17 protein-coding genes and 1 pseudogene are annotated in these 17,771 nt (G+C 59.7%); 6 read left to right on the top strand and 12 right to left on the bottom strand.

Annotation, left to right across the window (positions count from 1 at the left end; all coding sequences use genetic code 11):
- Positions 1-27: 27 nt before the first annotated feature.
- From ribE to pgpA, 4 genes are all read left to right on the top strand, one after another.
- Positions 28-498: a 6,7-dimethyl-8-ribityllumazine synthase gene (gene ribE, locus HMPREF1024_RS19905; protein WP_001021161.1), complete on the top strand. Its 471-nt coding sequence runs from the start codon at positions 28-30 to the stop codon at positions 496-498.
- 19 nt (positions 499-517) lie between these two features.
- On the top strand, positions 518-937 hold the full coding sequence (gene nusB / locus HMPREF1024_RS19900; RefSeq protein ID WP_002891356.1) for a transcription antitermination factor NusB: 420 nt from the start codon (positions 518-520) through the stop codon (positions 935-937).
- Between the two features lie 71 nt (positions 938-1,008).
- On the top strand, positions 1,009-1,980 hold the full coding sequence (gene thiL, locus HMPREF1024_RS19895) for a thiamine-phosphate kinase (protein ID WP_004177267.1): 972 nt from the start codon (positions 1,009-1,011) through the stop codon (positions 1,978-1,980).
- The gene (gene pgpA / locus HMPREF1024_RS19890; RefSeq protein ID WP_004178738.1) at positions 1,973-2,476 is read left to right on the top strand and encodes a phosphatidylglycerophosphatase A; all 504 of its coding nucleotides are present in this window, start codon (positions 1,973-1,975) and stop codon (positions 2,474-2,476) included. Before thiL ends, pgpA begins: the two co-directional genes overlap by 8 nt.
- Positions 2,477-2,521: 45 nt before the next feature.
- On the opposite strand, the gene HMPREF1024_RS19885 is transcribed toward pgpA, so the two are convergent.
- From HMPREF1024_RS19885 to xseB, 4 genes are read right to left on the bottom strand one after another with little or no spacing between them, the layout of a single operon-like run.
- On the bottom strand, positions 2,522-3,496 hold the full coding sequence (locus HMPREF1024_RS19885) for an aldo/keto reductase (protein WP_004147313.1): 975 nt from the start codon (positions 3,494-3,496) through the stop codon (positions 2,522-2,524).
- A 60-nt stretch (positions 3,497-3,556) separates the two neighbouring features.
- The gene (dxs, locus tag HMPREF1024_RS19880) at positions 3,557-5,419 is read right to left on the bottom strand and encodes a 1-deoxy-D-xylulose-5-phosphate synthase (RefSeq protein WP_009307920.1); all 1,863 of its coding nucleotides are present in this window, start codon (positions 5,417-5,419) and stop codon (positions 3,557-3,559) included.
- 18 nt (positions 5,420-5,437) lie between these two features.
- Entirely contained in the window at positions 5,438-6,337 is a 900-nt protein-coding gene (gene ispA, locus HMPREF1024_RS19875; RefSeq protein WP_004144656.1) for a (2E,6E)-farnesyl diphosphate synthase, read from the bottom strand.
- Positions 6,338-6,580, bottom strand: a complete 243-nt coding sequence (gene xseB / locus HMPREF1024_RS19870) for an exodeoxyribonuclease VII small subunit (RefSeq protein WP_009307923.1) — start codon at positions 6,578-6,580, stop codon at positions 6,338-6,340.
- Positions 6,581-6,761: 181 nt separating this feature from the next.
- On the opposite strand from xseB, the gene thiI reads away from it, so the two are divergent.
- Positions 6,762-8,210: a tRNA uracil 4-sulfurtransferase ThiI gene (gene thiI / locus HMPREF1024_RS19865; protein ID WP_004144657.1), complete on the top strand. Its 1,449-nt coding sequence runs from the start codon at positions 6,762-6,764 to the stop codon at positions 8,208-8,210.
- A 66-nt stretch (positions 8,211-8,276) separates the two neighbouring features.
- Here the strand turns inward: thiI and HMPREF1024_RS19860 are convergent, their stop codons facing one another.
- The 3 genes from HMPREF1024_RS19860 to panE are packed head-to-tail and all read right to left on the bottom strand — an operon-like array spanning position 8,277 to position 10,271.
- Positions 8,277-8,753: an SRPBCC family protein gene (locus tag HMPREF1024_RS19860; protein WP_009307926.1), complete on the bottom strand. Its 477-nt coding sequence runs from the start codon at positions 8,751-8,753 to the stop codon at positions 8,277-8,279.
- A 50-nt stretch (positions 8,754-8,803) separates the two neighbouring features.
- The gene (gene yajL, locus HMPREF1024_RS19855; RefSeq protein WP_009307928.1) at positions 8,804-9,397 is read right to left on the bottom strand and encodes a protein deglycase YajL; all 594 of its coding nucleotides are present in this window, start codon (positions 9,395-9,397) and stop codon (positions 8,804-8,806) included.
- A complete protein-coding gene (panE, locus tag HMPREF1024_RS19850) occupies positions 9,360-10,271 on the bottom strand; it encodes a 2-dehydropantoate 2-reductase (RefSeq protein ID WP_004183164.1) in 912 nt (303 codons plus the stop codon). The genes yajL and panE overlap by 38 nt, the downstream gene beginning before the upstream one ends.
- Positions 10,272-10,462: 191 nt before the next feature.
- Here panE and HMPREF1024_RS19845 point away from each other — a divergent pair, with 191 nt between their 5' ends.
- A complete protein-coding gene (locus HMPREF1024_RS19845) occupies positions 10,463-10,954 on the top strand; it encodes a YajQ family cyclic di-GMP-binding protein (RefSeq protein WP_002891465.1) in 492 nt (163 codons plus the stop codon).
- 43 nt (positions 10,955-10,997) lie between these two features.
- Here the strand turns inward: HMPREF1024_RS19845 and HMPREF1024_RS19840 are convergent, their stop codons facing one another.
- From HMPREF1024_RS19840 to HMPREF1024_RS30515, 5 genes and pseudogenes are all read right to left on the bottom strand, one after another.
- Positions 10,998-12,362, bottom strand: coding sequence for an MFS transporter (locus HMPREF1024_RS19840; protein WP_009307931.1), 1,365 nt, complete (start codon positions 12,360-12,362; stop codon positions 10,998-11,000).
- 159 nt (positions 12,363-12,521) lie between these two features.
- Positions 12,522-13,700, bottom strand: a complete 1,179-nt coding sequence (locus tag HMPREF1024_RS19835) for a Gfo/Idh/MocA family protein (protein WP_009307933.1) — start codon at positions 13,698-13,700, stop codon at positions 12,522-12,524.
- Between the two features lie 331 nt (positions 13,701-14,031).
- Complete coding sequence (locus HMPREF1024_RS19830; protein ID WP_009307935.1) at positions 14,032-15,396, bottom strand: aromatic acid/H+ symport family MFS transporter; 1,365 nt, start codon at positions 15,394-15,396, stop codon at positions 14,032-14,034.
- A gap of 10 nt (positions 15,397-15,406) precedes the next feature.
- The gene (locus tag HMPREF1024_RS19825) at positions 15,407-16,225 is read right to left on the bottom strand and encodes a sugar phosphate isomerase/epimerase (protein ID WP_009307936.1); all 819 of its coding nucleotides are present in this window, start codon (positions 16,223-16,225) and stop codon (positions 15,407-15,409) included.
- A gap of 57 nt (positions 16,226-16,282) precedes the next feature.
- Positions 16,283-17,771, bottom strand: a pseudogene (locus HMPREF1024_RS30515) (FAD-binding protein); the annotation flags it as partial.

Here is a 17,771-nt window from a genome sequence, read left to right on the forward strand (position 1 = left end):
CGGGGCACATGAACCCGAAGGAAGAGTATGAACATTATTGAAGCTAACGTTGCTACCCCGGACGCTCGCGTCGCCATCACCATTGCGCGTTTCAACAACTTTATCAATGACAGCCTGCTGGAAGGCGCGATTGACGCCCTGAAACGCATTGGTCAGGTAAAAGATGAAAACATCACCGTCGTTTGGGTTCCAGGCGCGTATGAGCTGCCGCTGGCGGCTGGCGCACTGGCGAAAACCGGTAAATATGACGCGGTGATCGCGCTGGGGACGGTGATTCGCGGCGGTACCGCCCACTTTGAATATGTGGCAGGCGGTGCCAGCAATGGCCTGGCGCATGTCGCTCAGGACAGCGAAATCCCGGTAGCCTTTGGTGTTCTGACCACTGAAAGTATTGAACAAGCCATTGAGCGCGCTGGCACCAAAGCCGGTAACAAAGGTGCAGAAGCTGCGCTGACCGCGCTGGAAATGATTAACGTATTGAAAGCCATCAAGGCCTGATTTTTGTAAGGGGAATTCCGTGAAACCTGCTGCTCGTCGCCGCGCCCGTGAGTGTGCCGTTCAGGCGCTCTACTCCTGGCAGTTGTCCCACAACGACATCGCTGATGTCGAATACCAGTTCCTGGCGGAACAGGACGTAAAAGATGTTGATGTTCTGTATTTCCGCGAACTGCTGTCCGGAGTGGCGACTAACAGCGCGTACCTCGACGGCCTGATGAAGCCCTACCTGTCCCGCCAGCTGGAAGAGCTGGGCCAGGTTGAAAAAGCGGTGCTGCGTATCGCGCTGTTTGAGCTGTCCAAACGTGATGACGTACCGTATAAAGTGGCCATCAATGAAGCTATCGAACTGGCGAAAACCTTCGGCGCTGAAGATAGCCACAAGTTCGTTAACGGCGTGCTGGACAAAGCGGCTCCGGTAATTCGTCCCCACAAGAAGTAAACTGCAGGCCGGGTTTTGCGAGGGTCGCCTCGCAGCCCGGCCTTATTTATTATTTTGCTGAGGCATAACGTATGGCATGCGGCGAATTCTCCCTGATTGCCCGTTATTTTGATCGCGTTAAAAGCGCCCGCCTTGATGTTGAAACCGGCATCGGCGATGACTGCGCGCTCCTGCATATTCCCGAGAAAAAAACGCTGGCAATCAGCACCGACACCCTGGTGGCGGGCAATCACTTCTTACCCGATATCGACCCTGCCGACCTCGCTTATAAAGCGCTGGCGGTGAACCTGAGCGACCTCGCGGCGATGGGCGCGGAGCCGGCGTGGCTCACGCTGGCGCTGACCTTGCCGGAGGTGGATGAAACCTGGCTGGAAGCCTTCAGCGACAGCCTGTTTGTCCAGCTGGACTATTACGATATGCAACTGATTGGCGGCGACACTACCCGTGGCCCGCTCTCCATGACGCTGGGTATCCACGGCTTTGTGCCGCCGGGACGCGCCATGAAACGCGCTGGCGCGAAGCCGGGGGACTGGATCTATGTTACCGGCACTCCGGGAGATAGCGCCGCCGGTCTGGCGGTACTGCAGAATCGTCTAACGGTGGATGAACCGTCTGACGCCGACTACCTGCTGGCCCGTCATCTGCGGCCGATGCCGCGCGTGCTGCAGGGCCAGGCGCTGCGTGACCTGGCGACATCGGCTATCGATCTCTCCGACGGCCTGATCTCCGATCTGGGCCATATTCTCAAAGCCAGCGGCTGCGGCGCACGTATCGATCTCGATGCCATGCCGTACTCCGATGCGATGCTGCGCCAGGTTGATTCTGAGCAGGCGCTGCGCTGGGCGCTCGCCGGCGGGGAAGATTACGAGCTGTGCTTTACCGTACCGGAACTGAACCGCGGGGCGCTGGACGTGGCTCTTGGCCATCTTGGCGCGCGTTTTACCTGTATCGGACAGATTGCGCCGGAGAGCGAAGGGCTGCAGTTTATCCGCGACGGTAAGCCGGTCGCGCTTGATTTAAAGGGATACGATCACTTTGCGTAGTCGAGACGAGGCGCTTAGCCGCCTGAGTATGCGTAATCCGTGGCATCTGCTGGCGACCGGCTTTGGTAGCGGCTTAAGCCCGGTGGTGCCGGGGACGATGGGCTCGCTGGCGGCGATCCCGTTCTGGTATCTGATGACCTTTCTCCCCTGGCAGCTTTACTCGCTGGTGGTGATGATGAGCATCTGTATCGGCGTCTATCTGTGCCATCGCACGGCCAAAGATATGGGCACCCATGACCACGGCAGCATCGTCTGGGACGAGTTCGTCGGGATGTGGATCACCCTGATGGCGCTGCCGACCATGGACTGGCAGTGGGTGGCCGCCGGCTTCGTGATTTTCCGTATCTTCGATATGTGGAAGCCGTGGCCAATTCGCTGGTTTGATCGCAATATCCACGGCGGAATGGGGATTATGGTCGACGACATCGTCGCCGGCGTGATCTCCGCTGGCGTGCTGTACGTCATTGGCCATCACTGGCCCATCGGTCTGCTTTAACCGCCTCTCCCCGGCAACGCTACGCTGCCGGGGAAACCACGCCCTTCACTTAAATCCCACCACCGGATGCGGCTGATACGGCGCCTCCAGCTTGTCGATCTGTTCCGGGGAGAGCGTCAAATCCACCGCCTGCAGCAGATCATCAAGCTGTTCCTGACGCGACGGGCCGATAATCGGCGCGGCGACGCCGGGTTTGCTTAACAGCCAGGCGAGGGCGACCTGGGCGCGGCTGGCGTCGAGTTCTTCCGCCACGTCCGCGAGATTCCCGGCGATCTGCGCATCGTTTTCTTCACTGGCGCTGTACAGCGATTTGCCGAACTCATCTGAGACCAGCCGGGCGGTGGTCTCACCCCAGGGGCGGGTTAGCCTGCCGCGCGCCAGCGGACTCCATGGGATCACCGCTACGCCGTTACGTTGGCACAGGGGCAGCATCTCATTCTCTTCTTCCCGGTAAATCAGGTTGTAGTGATCCTGCATGGTGACGAAGCGCGCCCAGCCGTTCTGCTGCTGGAGCGCCAGCGCCTGGGCAAACTGTCGGGCATGCATGGACGAGGCGCCGATATAGCGCGCTTTGCCGGCTTTCACCACCTCGTCCAGCGCTTCGAGCGTCTCTTCAATCGGGGTGGTATAGTCCCAGCGGTGGATCTGCAGCAGGTCGACATAGTCCATCCCGAGACGGCGCAGGCTGTCGTCGATGGAGCGCAGGATCTGCGCCCGGGAAAGTCCTTCCGCCAGATCGCCGACCTGGTGATACACCTTGGTGGCGACAACCACCTCGTCACGGCGGGCAAAGTCGCGCAGGGCGCGGCCAACGATCTCTTCGCTGCTGCCGTCGGAGTAGCTATTTGCGGTATCGAAGAAGTTGATGCCGCCTTCAATGGCGTGCTGGATAAGCGGGCGGCTGCTCTCTTCCGGAAGCGTCCAGGCGTGTCTGCCGCGGTCCGGCTCGCCGAAGGTCATGCAGCCGAGGCAGAGTCGAGAAACACGTAAGGCAGTATCACCGAGGGGGATATAGTGCATAGTGCGCTCCTGCTATTCATCAAGGGTATCCCTTAAGCATAGCAGGAGCGGAAGGGGCAATTATGCCAGCCAGTCGCGGATTTTGGCTTCAATACCGGCGGCATCAAGGCCGAGGTCGGCGCGGATCTCTTCCTGAGTGCCCTGAGGAATAAAATAATCCGGCAGGCCAATATTGAGCACCGGTACCGCCCGGCGATGGGCCATCAGCACTTCGTTCACGCCGCTGCCGGCGCCGCCCATGATGGCGTTCTCTTCCAGCGTCACCAGCGTGTCGTGCTCGCCGGCCAGCTGGAGGATCAGCGCGGTATCCAGCGGCTTCACAAAGCGCATATCCACCAGGGTGGCGTTGAGTTTGTCCGCTACCGCCGCGGCTTCCGGCAGCAGGGTGCCAAAGTTGAGGATCGCTATTTTCTCGCCCTGACGTTTCACCACCCCTTTGCCGATCGGCAGCGATGCCAGCGGCTCGAGCGTCGCGCCGGTGCCGCTACCGCGCGGATAGCGCACCGCGCAGGGGCCGTCGCTGTAGTGGTAGCCGGTGTACAGCATCTGGCGACATTCATTTTCATCGCTCGGGGTCATTACCACCATATCCGGAATACAGCGCAGGAAGGAGAGATCGAACGCTCCCTGATGCGTCTGGCCGTCTGCGCCGACGATCCCGGCGCGGTCGATAGCAAACAGCACCGGCAGCTTCTGGATAGCCACATCATGGATCACCTGATCGTAGGCTCGCTGCAGGAAGGTGGAGTAGATCGCCACCACCGGCTTGTAGTCGCCAATCGCCAGCCCGGCGGCGAAGGTGACCGCATGCTGCTCGGCAATGGCGACGTCAAAGTACCGATCGGGGAATTTCTTCGAAAACTCCACCATCCCTGAACCTTCGCGCATCGCCGGCGTGATCGCCATCAGCTTGTTGTCTTTGGCCGCCGTTTCACACAGCCAGTCGCCGAAGATTTTCGAGTAGGAAGGGAGGCCGCCGCTGCTTTTGGGCAGTACGCCGCTGGTATGGTCGAATTTTGGCACCGCATGGAAGGTGATCGGGTCTTTCTCGGCGGGCTCATAGCCGCGGCCTTTTTTGGTCATAATATGCAGGAACTGCGGGCCTTTCAGGTCGCGCATGTTCTTCAGCGTGCTGACCAGACCGAGCACGTCATGGCCATCCACCGGGCCAATGTAGTTAAAGCCCAGCTCTTCAAACAGCGTGCCCGGCACCACCATCCCTTTGATATGCTCTTCGGTACGCTTAAGCAGCTCTTTAATCGGCGGCACCCCGGAGAAGACCTTTTTGCCCCCTTCGCGCAGGGTGGAGTAGAGCTTACCGGAGAGCAGCTGCGCCAGATGATTGTTCAGCGCGCCGACGTTCTCGGAAATCGACATTTCATTGTCATTCAGCACCACCAGCAGGTCGGGTTTGATATCCCCGGCGTGGTTCATCGCCTCAAACGCCATGCCGGCGGTGATCGCCCCGTCGCCAATGACGCACACCGCGCGCCGCTGCTTATCCTCTTTCGCGGCGGCGATAGCCACCCCGATACCCGCGGAAATGGAAGTGGAGGAGTGACCGACGCTCAGCACGTCATACTCGCTTTCACCGCGCCACGGGAAGGGATGCAGGCCGCCTTTCTGACGAATGGTGCCGATTTTGTCCCGGCGACCGGTCAGAATTTTATGCGGGTAGGCCTGATGGCCGACGTCCCAGATCAGGCGATCGAACGGCGTGTTATACACGTAGTGCAGCGCCACGGTCAGTTCCACCGTGCCGAGGCCAGAGGCAAAGTGACCGCTGGAACGGCTGACGCTGTCCAGTAGATAGCGCCGCAGCTCATCACATAGCTTCGGCAGGCTCTCTTTTGGCAACAGGCGCAACTCCTGGGTGGAATCTACCAGCGCCAGGGTCGGGTATTTGGCAATATCAAAACTCATCAGAGACTCATTTTTTGTTTATTTATCGCGCTGAATAATGTAATTCGCGAGCGCTTCCAGTGCCGAAGTATCCAGAGATTGTGCGGCCAGCTCATCTAACGACCGGCGGGCATCAGCGATCAGGTCGTGCGCTTTCTTCCGGGCTTGCTCAAGACCCAGGAGGGCGGGATAGGTGCTTTTACCCAATTGCTGGTCGGCACCCTGACGTTTGCCAAGGGTCGCAGTATCCCCTACCACGTCGAGAATGTCATCCTGGACCTGGAAGGCAAGACCGATATTTTCCGCATAGCGATCCAGCGCCGGCAGGGCAGCGCGGCCGCGTTCGCCGGCGCTCAGGGCTCCCATCCGGACGGCGGCGCGGATCAGGGCGCCCGTTTTATGGCGATGGATACGCTCCAGCGCCTGTAAATCAACCTGCTGTCCCTCGGCCTGCAGATCCAGCGCCTGGCCGCCGCACATGCCCGCCACGCCGCTGGCCTGCGCCAGTTCGGAAACCATCGCCAGCCGGTCCCGGTCAGGAACGTCGACCATCGGCGCATCACTCAGTATAGAGAACGCCAGCGTTTGCAGGGCATCTCCCGCAAGAATTGCGTTGGCTTCGCCAAATTTAATATGGCAGGTCGGCAGGCCGCGGCGCAGATCGTCATCATCCATCGCCGGCAAATCATCATGCATCAGGGAGTAGGCATGAATGCATTCGACCGCCGCGGCAGGAGCATCCAGCGTGGTACGGCACACGCCGAACATCTCGCCGGTGGCGTAGACAAGGAAGGGACGCAGGCGTTTACCGCCTAACAATGCGCCATAATGCATCGCTTCCACCAGCGGAGTGTTCTGAAAGGGCTGCGGGGCGATGAAACGGCGCAGCGCTTCGTTTGCCTGTTCCACACAGGCCTGCAATTGTTGCGGGAAATCCATTTATTCAGCGTCCGGCGTAAAAGGCGTGGTCGGGGAATCTTCACTATTCGCCAGCAGGATCTGCACGCGCTGTTCGGCCTTCTGCAGCTGACTTTGCCCCTGGCGCGCCAGCTGTACGCCGCGCTCAAATTCGCTTAGCGCTTCCTCTAACGGCAAATCGCCGCTTTCCAGACGGTTAACGATCTGCTCCAGTTCGCCCAGAGCAGTTTCAAAGCTGGCCGGGGCCTCATTTTTCTTTGGCATAGTGAATGTAGACTCTTGTTATGTCGCGACGGCAATACCGGGTATGGTAACGAAGTCACGCGTGTAAGCAAATAACGCGCAATGGTGATATACTCCGCGCCCAGGATGCAGGCACCGGTGTGCGCTGCTTTACAACTTTTGCTTATAGCCCCGTCGGGCTTGCCAACGAACTATTGTCGCTATGAAGTTTATCATTAAATTGTTCCCGGAAATCACCATCAAAAGCCAATCTGTGCGGTTGCGCTTCATTAAAATCTTAACCGGGAACATTCGTAACGTTCTCAAAAACTATGATGAGACGCTGGCCGTCGTCCGTCATTGGGATCATATCGAAGTTCGCGCGAAAGATGAAAATCAGCGCCCGGCTATTCGCGATGCGCTGACCCGTATCCCCGGCATCCACCATATTCTGGAAGTCGAAGACGTGCCGTTCACCTCGCTGCACGATATTTTCGAGCAGACGCTGCCGCTGTGGCGCGAGGCGCTGGAAGGCAAAACCTTCTGCGTGCGAGTGAAGCGTCGCGGCAAACATGAATTCACCTCAATTGAAGTGGAACGCTACGTCGGCGGCGGCCTGAATCAGCATATTGAAACGGCGCGCGTGAAGCTGACCGACCCGGACGTCACCGTCAATCTCGAGATTGAAAACGATCGCCTGCTGCTGGTGAAAGGCCGCTATGAAGGCATCGGCGGTTTCCCGATCGGCACCCAGGAAGATGTGCTGTCGCTGATCTCCGGCGGCTTTGACTCCGGCGTCTCAAGCTACATGCTGATGCGCCGCGGCTGCCGCGTTCATTACTGCTTCTTTAACCTTGGCGGCGCCGCCCATGAGATTGGCGTCCGTCAGGTCGCGCATTATCTGTGGAACCGCTTCGGCAGCTCACACCGCGTTCGCTTTGTGGCGATTAACTTTGAGCCAGTAGTCGGCGAAATCCTTGAAAAAGTGGACGACGGCCAGATGGGCGTCGTGCTCAAGCGCATGATGGTCCGCGCCGCGTCAAAAGTCGCGGAACGCTATGGCGTGCAGGCGCTGGTCACCGGCGAAGCGCTCGGCCAGGTCTCCAGTCAGACCCTCACTAACCTGCGCCTGATCGATAATGTCTCCGATACTCTGATCCTGCGCCCGCTGATTTCGCACGATAAAGAGCACATCATCGACCTGGCGCGTGAGATCGGCACGGAAGATTTTGCCCGCACCATGCCGGAATATTGCGGCGTGATCTCCAAGAGCCCGACCGTGAAGGCGGTGAAGGCGAAGATTGAAGCGGAAGAAGAACACTTCGATTTCAGCATCCTTGATAAAGTGGTGGAAGAGGCGAGCAATATCGATATCCGCGAGATCGCCCAGCAGACGGAAGAGACGGTGGTGGAAGTGGAAACCGTGACCGGCTTTGGCGCCAATGACGCGATCCTCGACATTCGCTCCATCGACGAGCAGGAAGACAAGCCGCTGAAGGTCGAGGGGGTTGAGGTTGTTTCCCTGCCGTTCTACAAGCTAAGCACCAAATTTGGCGATCTCGATCAGAGCAAAACCTGGCTGCTGTGGTGCGAGCGCGGGGTGATGAGCCGTCTGCAGGCGCTTTATTTGCGCGAGCAGGGCTTCAACAACGTGAAAGTTTATCGCCCGTAACAGGTTGTTATGATGCAAAAGGCCTTCCCTAATGGAAGGCCTTTTTACTATTGGCAGGGGAGTGTATTAGCGCAGGGTCAGCGCCAGGTCATTGAGCTGATCGATGACAATATTCCAGCCCTCGAAAAATCCCATCTGCTCATGCTGCTCGCGGGTTTCATCATCGGCATGCAGCACCGTAGCCGTATAGCGACACCCGACCTGTTCATCGGCAAAGGTGATGATGGCCGTCATCGCGAAGGGGGAAACGGCGGGGCGATAATCCGCCGTCAGCATCGAGGTCATGACGATTTTTTGTTGCGGGATAACCTCAAGAAAACAGCCGGGGTTATCGCTGCGTTCACCGTCAGACCCGTGCATCACGGTGTGAAAGGCCCCGCCGGCGCGAAAATCAAAGGCCAGAACCTCGGTTTGCCAGGGCTTCGGGCACCACCAGGTTCGGAGTAATGCCGGGTCGGCCCACGCGCGCCACAGGGCTGGGGCGGGCGCGCTGAGCAGGCGGCTGATTACAAGATCGCGAGAATCGGTTGCGCTCCGGGACATGCTGCGACTCCTCAGGAAAAGGGGAGCCAGCCCGCGGCGCGGACCGGCTATCAGGCTTCGTAGTAATTATAGATGCCAGCGGCCATCACCAGCTGTGAGGCGACCTCATACGCTTTCTCGCGCCCCACCAGCAGATCGATCATTTTCAGGGCGAAATCAATCGAAGTCCCCGGACCCTGGCTGGTTAACAGATTCACCCGCGGATCCCAGGCCACTCTTTTATCCTGCCACTGCTCGGCGGGGATATGTTCCTTCAGCGCCGGAAAACCGGTCATGTTGCCGATCGGGAACAGATTATGGGGTACCAGCACGGTCGCCGGGGCGGCGCAGATGGCGGCCACAATGCGCCCAGAGAGATGAAACTGGCGGACGGTTTCCACCAGTAGCGTGCTGTCGCGGAAGCACTCTGCGCCCTTGATACCGCCCGGGAGGACGATGATATCGAAATCACCATCGGCCACCTCGACCAGCGGCGCATCCGCCAGCAGTTTGACGCCGCGCGAACAGACGATGGTCAGGCTGCCGTCGCTGGCGACGCTGGCGGTGGTCACCTTTACTCCGCCGCGGACCAGCAGGTCGATAGTGGTGACCGCTTCGGTCTCTTCGCTACCAGGGGCGAGGCAAATCAGTGCCGACGCGCTCATATTCATTCTCCTTACGCTTGATCAATTCAAATAAGCGGGCGTTTTCCGGTACGGCGACGCCGTGGGCGCGGGCGCGGTTGAGCAGAAAACCGGTGATGTAGTCGATCTCTGTATGCCGCTGGGCGCGAACGTCCTGCAGCATGGAAGAGATATTTTCTGCCGTACTTTCAATTACCTGTTCGACATAAAATAGCAGGTTTTCCGCCGAGGTATGAATACCTTCGCGCTCCATCACCGCCGCCACCTCGCGACAAATGGCCGCAACTTCCTGCGTATAGTCGCGCAGATCGCCGTTTTTACACCCTTTGAGCGCGGTCAGAGGGTTAATCACGCAGTTAACCGCCAGCTTGCGCCAGATGGCCGAGTGGATATTGTTATGCCAGGCGACATCCGGCAGCACGCTCTGCAGAACTTCTGCGAGATAGCTGTAGTCCCCCTCGTAGCTTTTTGCCGGTCCGATATGCGTGGTGCCCTGGGCAACGTGGATGATGACATTCCCATCGCGCCGCGCCGCCTGGGTCGTGGAGGCCAGCAGCAACGGCTGTTTCACGCCGCGCAGCTCCTCGACGGTGCCCATGCCGTTATGTACCAGCACAATTGGCGTGGTGTCCGGCAGGATCCCGGCCAGGTGCTTTACCGCATTCGACACCTGCCAGGCCTTTAAGGTGACGATCAGCAGCTCGCTGCTGGCGAGAAAATCGGGGTCGTTGGCCGTCAGCGATTCGTTGAACACTGAGCCATCGGTTTCAATGACGTTGACGCTACAGAATGGCTGCGGTACGCGCAGCCAGCCCTGGACTTCATGTCCCTGTTTGTACAACGCGGTCAGCCATAGTTGTCCCAGCGCACCGCATCCCAGTACGGTTACTTTCATTGTTCCTCCTCATCTGCCGCTATCCCAGGCGCTGATGGCTAAAGTCTATCTCGTCGCTTTTCGCATCGTCGGACATCACGGGGAAAATAGCGCGAGCGTTGCGTAATCAGCTAAGCTTCCGGGATAACAAGTTGAGTTATGCCGCGTTGCAGGTATTATGCAACGCAAAAGAAACGGAAGGAGAGGAAAAGATGCCATCTTTCGATATTGTCTCTGAAGTTGATCTTCAGGAAGCCCGTAACGCGGTGGACAACGCGAGCCGCGAAGTCGAGTCGCGTTTTGATTTTCGTGGCGTTGAAGCCACTTTTGAATTAAACGACGCCAACAAGACCATTAAAGTGCTGAGTGAGTCTGACTTCCAGGTGAACCAGCTGCTGGATATCCTTCGCGCCAAGCTGCTCAAGCGCGGCATTGAAGGCACCTCCCTCGACGTACCGGAAGATATCGTGCACAGCGGTAAAACCTGGTTTGTTGAAGCGAAGCTGAAGCAGGGCATTGAAAGCGCGGTGCAGAAGAAGATCGTTAAACTGATCAAAGACAGCAAGCTGAAAGTGCAGGCCCAGATTCAGGGTGAAGAGATCCGCGTGACCGGTAAGTCCCGCGACGATCTGCAGTCGGTGATGGCGCTGGTGCGCGGTGGCGATCTGGGACAGCCGTTCCAGTTCAAAAACTTCCGCGACTAAGGCGGCGGGCAGACAGCAAAAAGCGGGGAATTCCCCGCTTTTTTTATACTCCTTTGATGAGCTGCTCTATCTCGAAGCGGTTGGTGACCTTGCTGTCGATTTTGATATACACCGAACGCTCCTCGGGTACCACCAGCGCCTGATGAACCCCACTGGCGCTCAGCAGACGCGCCTGCAGCGCGCTGTCGACCACCACGCCTTCCGGCACCTCCACCCGCAGGCTGCTGACGTACGGCGGCTCGCTCATGGTGCTGGCCACCAGCAGCCACAGCATCGCCAGCAGGGCGCCCAGCAGAAACACGGTTTGCGAATCAAAGAAACCATCGACCCAGCCGCCAAGCGCGCCGCCAATCGCCACGCCGAGAAACTGGCTGGTGGAGTAGACGCCCATCGCGGTGCCTTTGTAGCCCGCCGGAGACTCCTTGCTAATTAGCGACGGCAGCAGCGCTTCCAGCAGGTTAAACGCCAGGAAGAAGAGCTGAACGCCCGCCACCAGCTCCCAGAAGTAGCCTCCGGCGCCCCAGAGGACAATTTCCGCAATCAGCAGGATGGCGACGCAGAGCAGGAAGACGCGCTTCATCTTGCGCTTCACTTCGGCGTAGATGATAAACGGCACCACCGAGATGAACGAGATAACCATGGTGACCAGGTAAATCTTCCAGTGCTCGGCGGCCGGGAAGCCGGCGGCCTCCAGTTGTCCGGGCAGGGCGACAAAAGTGGACATCAGCATAATGTGCAGGCACATGATGCCAAAGTTAAGCTTCAGCAGGCGCGGCTCCGCCAGCACCTTGCTAAAGCAGCCCTTCACCATCCCGGATTCGCGGTTAAGGACATGGTTATGGCTGTTGGGCACCACCCACAGGGTGAGCAGGATGCCGACGGTCGCCAGGATGGCGATCATCCAGAACAGCGCGTGCAGACCCAGCTGGTGGGTGACAATCGGCCCCAGCACCATGGCGATGGCGAAGGTGACGCCGAAGCTGACGCCGATAAAGGCCATCGCTTTGGTGCGGTTCTGTTCGCGGGTGAGATCGGACAGCAGGGCCATAACCGCGGCGGCGATGGCGCCGGAGCCCTGCAGGGCGCGGCCAAGAATGATGCCCCAGATGGAGTCGGTGAGCGCGGCGATGACGCTGCCGAGCACGAAGATAAGCAGGCCGCCGACGATCAATGGCTTACGGCCAATACGGTCAGATAACAGTCCGAAGGGGATCTGGAACACCGCCTGCGCCAGGCCGTAGATACCGATCGCCAGGCCAATCAGCGCTTCACTGGCACCCTGCAACGCCATGCCATACGTGGTCAGAACCGGCAGGACCATAAACATGCCAAGCATGCGCAGGGAGAATACTGTCCCCAAACCCCAGGTCGCGCGCAGTTCCCCTGGCGTCATTTTGTTATCGTTCATTACCACCTCAATATAAAAACTGCGCCTAGTGTAGCGGCGGGGGGTAAGAAGCGTAAATAAATGTTTGTTTAACAGATATTACGGGGCTGTTGCGCGATGCGACAAGTTGGTAAAAATCAATAAACCAGTGGAGGGGGACTCCACTGGCGAGGGGGAAAATTAAGGTAAAGTAAAGTCAACCCACTGGCTGCCAGCGTCAGCCGATTTGACGCACTGCTCTACCCAATAGACGCCGTGCAGCCCGGCTTCGACGTCCGGATACCAGAAGTCTTGCAGGAAGGCGCGATCGTCGCGGTCCGTGGCGTCAATCGCCTGCGCATAGCGGCGATAGAGGTTGGCCCAGGCTTCGAACAGCCCTTCCGGATGGCCGCCGCCAATGCGGTCATCCGCCAGCGCATTCGGCGACAGGTAGGGCATCCCACGTTCCAGAATGCGCGCCGGCTCGCCCTGCACCTCATAGCTGAGCTGGTTAGGATGCTCATCCCACCATTCGATGCTTGCTTTTTCGCCGACGATGCGCACTTTTTGCGAGTGCATGGCGCCGCTGTTGACCGCGCTGGTCCACATCGAGCCAACCGCGCCGTTGTCATATTCCATCAGGACAAAGGCGTTATCTTCCAGCGGCGCGCGGGAGGAAACAAAGCTCTGACGGGAGCACATCAGCCGTTTGATATTGAGCTGCGGCGCCATGGTCTCGGCGACAAACAGCGGATGGGTGGCCAGATCCCCAAGCACATAGCTGGGCCCGGCAAACTTCGGCGTTACTCGCCAGCGGGTGGATTCTGCCTGCAGCTCGACGGCCTGGTTATGGAAGCCGTGGGCGAATTGCATGTTAACGATGCGGATCTCGCCGAGCAGTCCATCGGCAATCATCTGCCGCGCCTGCTGGATCATCTGATAGCCGGCATAGCCGTAGGTGACGCCGACGATTTTGTTCTGTTTTTTGCTCAGTTCCACCAGCTCGCGTGCCTCTTCGGTGGTAAAGCAGAGGGGCTTTTCGCAGATAACGTGGAGTCCCGCCTCCAGCGCCGCTTTGGTAATGGCGAAATGGGTATTGTTCGGGGTGGTGACCGAGACGACCTCGATCCCGTCAGGGCGCTGCGCCTCTTCGCGAAACAGGGTCTGGTAGTCGGCGTAGCAGCGCTCCGGCGCGATGCCCAGTTGCTCACCGAACGCGCGCCCGCGCTCGGCATCGACGTCAAGCGCGCCGGCCAGCAGGGTATAAACATTGTCACGCAGCGCCGCACAGCGGTGGCTGTAGCCGATCTGACTGGTTCCCCCGCCGCCGACCATGCCCCAGCGCAGGGAACGGGATAAGGGTTTCAGGCCGTTTAACATGGTGCTCTCCTTTTTGAAATCATTTGCACTCTGAGGCGCTCAATGCCGACGCCTGCGGCAACGCGCATCCGGATAGACTGACTTCAACTTAAGGAAATGTTTGTTCTGTTTCAATTGTGTTGTGGAATTTATTTTCCATATATGCGAGGGGGATCGAATTAGCGATAGTTTCTTTTGCGCTTGGTTGAAAAGGTGAGGGCGGGATATCGCCTGCCGGAGTCGTCCAGATTGTTGCGGGCGTTTTTTCGTTTCAAAAAAATATGAAATAAATTTTCTTTATTAGCTGCTGAAGGCGGTGCAATCCGCCGATTGCACCGGGAACCAGATGCCGCTATGACGCTCCGCGCACAGACGCGGGGGAAGTTGAAGCGACGGGAGGATGACCGGCCGCAAAGATGCCCTTCGCCGCCAGGCCTGCGACGGTGAGGGCTGCCGGGATACCGAGGATCAAAAAGACGCATTCAAAGGGCAGGTTGAGCGCCATCATCTCGGCGCCGGCAAAGGCGCTGAGAATGGCGCCGATGCGCCCGACGCCGTGCATCCAGCTGGATCCCGTCGCCCGCGCCTGTGTAGGGTAGTAGCGGGCGGAGAGGGCGTTCATGCCGGTATTCGCGCCGTTCAGGCAGGCGCCGCTGATAAACGCCAGCATACAGAGCAAGGCAAAGCTGCCCGCGGCGTAGCCCATCGCCATGGTGAACAGGCCGCCAACGGCGTAGATTATCCCCAGCGCGCGATGGGGGTTGATCCTGTCCATCAGCCAGCCGGCAAACAACGAGCCGAGGGTGCCGCCCGCCTGGTAGATCGCCGTCATGATGGCCGCCTGGCTAACGGTCATTCCTACCGCTTTAACCAGCGTTGGCAGCCAGCTGCCGAGGATATAGACCAGGAACAGCCCCATAAAGTAGACCAGCCATAGCATCAGCGAGCCGAAACCGTACTGGCGGGAGAGGACAATGCGCATCGCGTTGCCGGCCGCTGGCTGCGCCGGTAGGATAAACCTCACATTGTCGCTGATTTGTCCGGGATAGAGACGGTTAAGAATGGCGCGTATGCGCGCCGCGGGCGCTTGTTTGATCACCAGAAAACGAACCGATTCCGGCAGCAGCCAGATGAGCAGGGGGGCAAACAGCAGCGGCAGAATACCGCCGAGCGCCATCAGCGAGTGCCAGCCAAACTGGGGGATCAGCCACGATGCCGAAAATCCTCCCGCCGCCGCACCGAAGGTGAACCCGCAAAAGATGACGGTGATAATAAATGAACGCTGGCGTTCCGGGGCGTATTCCGACACCAGCGTCCCGATATTCGGCATCGCGGCGCCCAGCCCGAGGCCAGTCAGAAAGCGAAAGAACATCATCTGTTCTACGTTGTGCGAGAAGGCGGTGGCGATGGTCCAGAAACCGAAGAAGAAAACGCTGTTGATGATGATTTTCTTACGTCCCAGCCAGTCGGCGAGCGGGCCGGAGAAAATCGCCCCCAGCGCGAGGCCGATCAGCGCGGCGCTGATCACCAGACCCAGCTGGTGGTTGCTTACCCCCCATTCCAGCTTTAGCGTCGGGGCGATAAAGCCCATGATCGCGATATCAAAACCATCGAGAGCGATGACGCAAAAGCCGAGAAATATAATCAGCTTCTGAAATCGGCTCAGCGGGTTACGATTTATTAACTCTCTGACATCCAGGCGTTGAGTCTGTGTCATAGCGTATTCCTTATGCGCAGGCGCGCAGGTAGGGCTGCGCGGCATCGAACAGTAACTGCGCCCGCTGAAGAGGCGGCAGGGCGCCTTGCTCGCCGTCAAGCGGCACTTCGAGAGAGACCGGCAGCGTCGCCGGCAGGGCCGACATCAGACCATGCAGATCCAGACCGCCTTCCCCCGGCACGTTGCGCGCCGAGCGGGCCTGGCGGATAAGTTCCTGCTCGCTCTCCGGCTTCTGCGCCGCGCCATCGCAGAGTTGCATATAGTTGAGATGATGCGCGGGCAGGCTGGAGAGGGCGGCGAGCGATTCTCCCGCGCGCCAGAAATGGAGAGCGTCCACCAGAATGCCGATGTCTTCCCGCCCGCTGGCGGCGATTAGTGCTTGCGCTGCGGCGATGTTGCGCAATTGGGTCCAGGGCATCGGCTCAAGATTCATGGTCAGCCCAAATGGACGACCGGCCGCGGCGAGGATGGCGAGGTTGTCAGCGCTGCGCTGAAGGTTGTCATCATTGCCGGCGACTAACACCTGTCCGGCGCCAAGACGCGCGGCGGTCTCCATAAAACGCTGCAGCCGATCGTCGAGGGTAAACCCGGGGGTCAGGCGGACGATCTCCACGTCCGACACGCGGATGCCAGTTTCCATCAACGCGGCGAGCGTCGCCCGGACGGCCGGGGTATCGCCCAGCATGTCGTAGTCCGGGTCGGTCGGTGTGGCGGGGAGCAGTCGCAGCCCAACGTGGGTAAAACCGGTTCTGGCCGCAATCCGCACCTGTTCGGGGGGAGGGACATCGAGCAGGGTCAGCGCGGCGAGCGATAGGGTACGCTTGTTCATAAAGGGCTCCGGTACAGTTGCAGGTGAAGAGAGTTAGGGTGCATCCATTCGTGGAAATCAAGTTATGTTATTGTTTATATTTGTTTTTTTTGCCAGGTTTTTACCCACCAGATAGCCGAAGGTCATGGCGGGCCCGAGGGTGATCCCTCCGCTGGGGTAATAGCCGCGCATCACGCTCGACATGTCGTTGCCGATGGCGTACAGACCCGGTATCGGCTGCTGCTGTTCATCCAGCACCCGGGCGTGTTCGTCGGTTTGCAATCCGCTGAAGGTGCCCAGCGAGCCGGGCAGAATGCGCACCGCGTAGAACGGCCCTTCGCGCAGCGGTCCGAGCGTCACCTGATGGTCACCCTGGGCGCGGTTATAGGCTGATGCCCCGCGGTGAAAATCGACGTCTTCGCCAGCGCATTGGCGTCGATAGCGCACTGCTTCGCCAGCTCCGCCAGGGTGTTTCCTCGCTGCAGATAGCCGGTACGCAGCCAGGCGGTGGGGGTGAACGGGAACGGTCTGGCGTGGCCCAGGCCGTAGCGACGCAGCGTACGACGATCGGCCAGCAGCCACGCCTGCGGCGTGTCGCCCGCGGGTGTGGCCGCCAGCAGGGCGGCGATAAAGTCATGATAAGAGTCGGCCTCGTTAACAAAACGTTTGCCGTTGGGCAGGACGGCGATCACCCCGGGTTTGGCGCGCTCCACCAGATGAGGAAACATTAGCTGCTGGCCGCTGGCCAGAGTGACGCGGGACACCGGCGCCCAGGCCAGCGGGTGGCGCAGGGAAGTGTCGAACTGGCCGCCGACGGATTCGCCAAGCCTGATCCCCTCGCCCTGATTGTCCGGCGGTGCGGCGGAGAAATGGCCGTAACCCTCCGCCGCGTGGGGCACCACCTGCGCCAGCCGCTGGCGATCGTGGGGAAAACCGCCGCAGGCCAGCACCACGGCGCCAGCTTCGACGTGAATCTCCCCGCTGTCGCTGCGCAGCACCGCGCCGGACACGCCCGGCGGACCCTGCAGCAGCCGGACCACCGGGGCATTGAGCTGAAAACGCACGCCGGCGTCGAGGGCGGATCGCAGCAGACGGGCGACCAGCGCATTGCCATTGACCAGATGCTGCCCCCGTCCGGCGCGTAGCCGCTGCCAGCCGTGGCGCAGCAGGCGGCGGGCGGCATACAGCGCGGAGCGCGGCGAGCGGGTGGCATTGAAAAAATGCGCCATATCCGCGCCGCCGGCGATGCCCATCCCGCCCAGGCTAATGGTTTCCAGCGGCGGACGCAGGCGATGGAGCCAGTCGCCGAGCAGGCGGCCATCGTAGGGGTGCGCGGTGACCGACCGCCCTCCGTTCGCCGCACCCGGCGACGGGTGAAAGTCCGGCATGGCGCTGCCCGAGAGAAACTGCACCGCCGTCCGCTGATGGAAAAATTCCACCATCTCCGGCCCGTAACGCAGGAAGGTTTGCAGACGAATATCGGCGGCTTCGCCCCCCATCTCAAGCTGCAGATAGGTCAGCGGCGCGTCGGCTGCTTCGTCGATCGCCCTCCGCCCGCGCCAGCGGG

It is taken from the genome of Klebsiella sp. 4_1_44FAA, from assembly GCF_000238715.1.
Lineage (GTDB): Bacteria > Pseudomonadota > Gammaproteobacteria > Enterobacterales > Enterobacteriaceae > Klebsiella > Klebsiella pneumoniae.

What these genes read in the sequence shown, in the direction of transcription:
- ribE (WP_001021161.1), top strand. Translation starts at nt 28, where the DNA reads ATGAACATTATTGAAGCTAACGTTGCTACCCCGGACGCTCGCGTCGCC.
- thiL (WP_004177267.1), top strand. Translation starts at nt 1,009, where the DNA reads ATGGCATGCGGCGAATTCTCCCTGATTGCCCGTTATTTTGATCGCGTT.
- HMPREF1024_RS19885 (WP_004147313.1), bottom strand. Translation starts at nt 3,496, where the DNA reads ATGCACTATATCCCCCTCGGTGATACTGCCTTACGTGTTTCTCGACTC.
- dxs (WP_009307920.1), bottom strand. Translation starts at nt 5,419, where the DNA reads ATGAGTTTTGATATTGCCAAATACCCGACCCTGGCGCTGGTAGATTCC.
- ispA (WP_004144656.1), bottom strand. Translation starts at nt 6,337, where the DNA reads ATGGATTTCCCGCAACAATTGCAGGCCTGTGTGGAACAGGCAAACGAA.
- xseB (WP_009307923.1), bottom strand. Translation starts at nt 6,580, where the DNA reads ATGCCAAAGAAAAATGAGGCCCCGGCCAGCTTTGAAACTGCTCTGGGC.
- thiI (WP_004144657.1), top strand. Translation starts at nt 6,762, where the DNA reads ATGAAGTTTATCATTAAATTGTTCCCGGAAATCACCATCAAAAGCCAA.
- HMPREF1024_RS19860 (WP_009307926.1), bottom strand. Translation starts at nt 8,753, where the DNA reads ATGTCCCGGAGCGCAACCGATTCTCGCGATCTTGTAATCAGCCGCCTG.
- yajL (WP_009307928.1), bottom strand. Translation starts at nt 9,397, where the DNA reads ATGAGCGCGTCGGCACTGATTTGCCTCGCCCCTGGTAGCGAAGAGACC.
- panE (WP_004183164.1), bottom strand. Translation starts at nt 10,271, where the DNA reads ATGAAAGTAACCGTACTGGGATGCGGTGCGCTGGGACAACTATGGCTG.
- HMPREF1024_RS19845 (WP_002891465.1), top strand. Translation starts at nt 10,463, where the DNA reads ATGCCATCTTTCGATATTGTCTCTGAAGTTGATCTTCAGGAAGCCCGT.
- HMPREF1024_RS19840 (WP_009307931.1), bottom strand. Translation starts at nt 12,362, where the DNA reads ATGAACGATAACAAAATGACGCCAGGGGAACTGCGCGCGACCTGGGGT.
- HMPREF1024_RS19835 (WP_009307933.1), bottom strand. Translation starts at nt 13,700, where the DNA reads ATGTTAAACGGCCTGAAACCCTTATCCCGTTCCCTGCGCTGGGGCATG.
- HMPREF1024_RS19830 (WP_009307935.1), bottom strand. Translation starts at nt 15,396, where the DNA reads ATGACACAGACTCAACGCCTGGATGTCAGAGAGTTAATAAATCGTAAC.
- HMPREF1024_RS19825 (WP_009307936.1), bottom strand. Translation starts at nt 16,225, where the DNA reads ATGAACAAGCGTACCCTATCGCTCGCCGCGCTGACCCTGCTCGATGTC.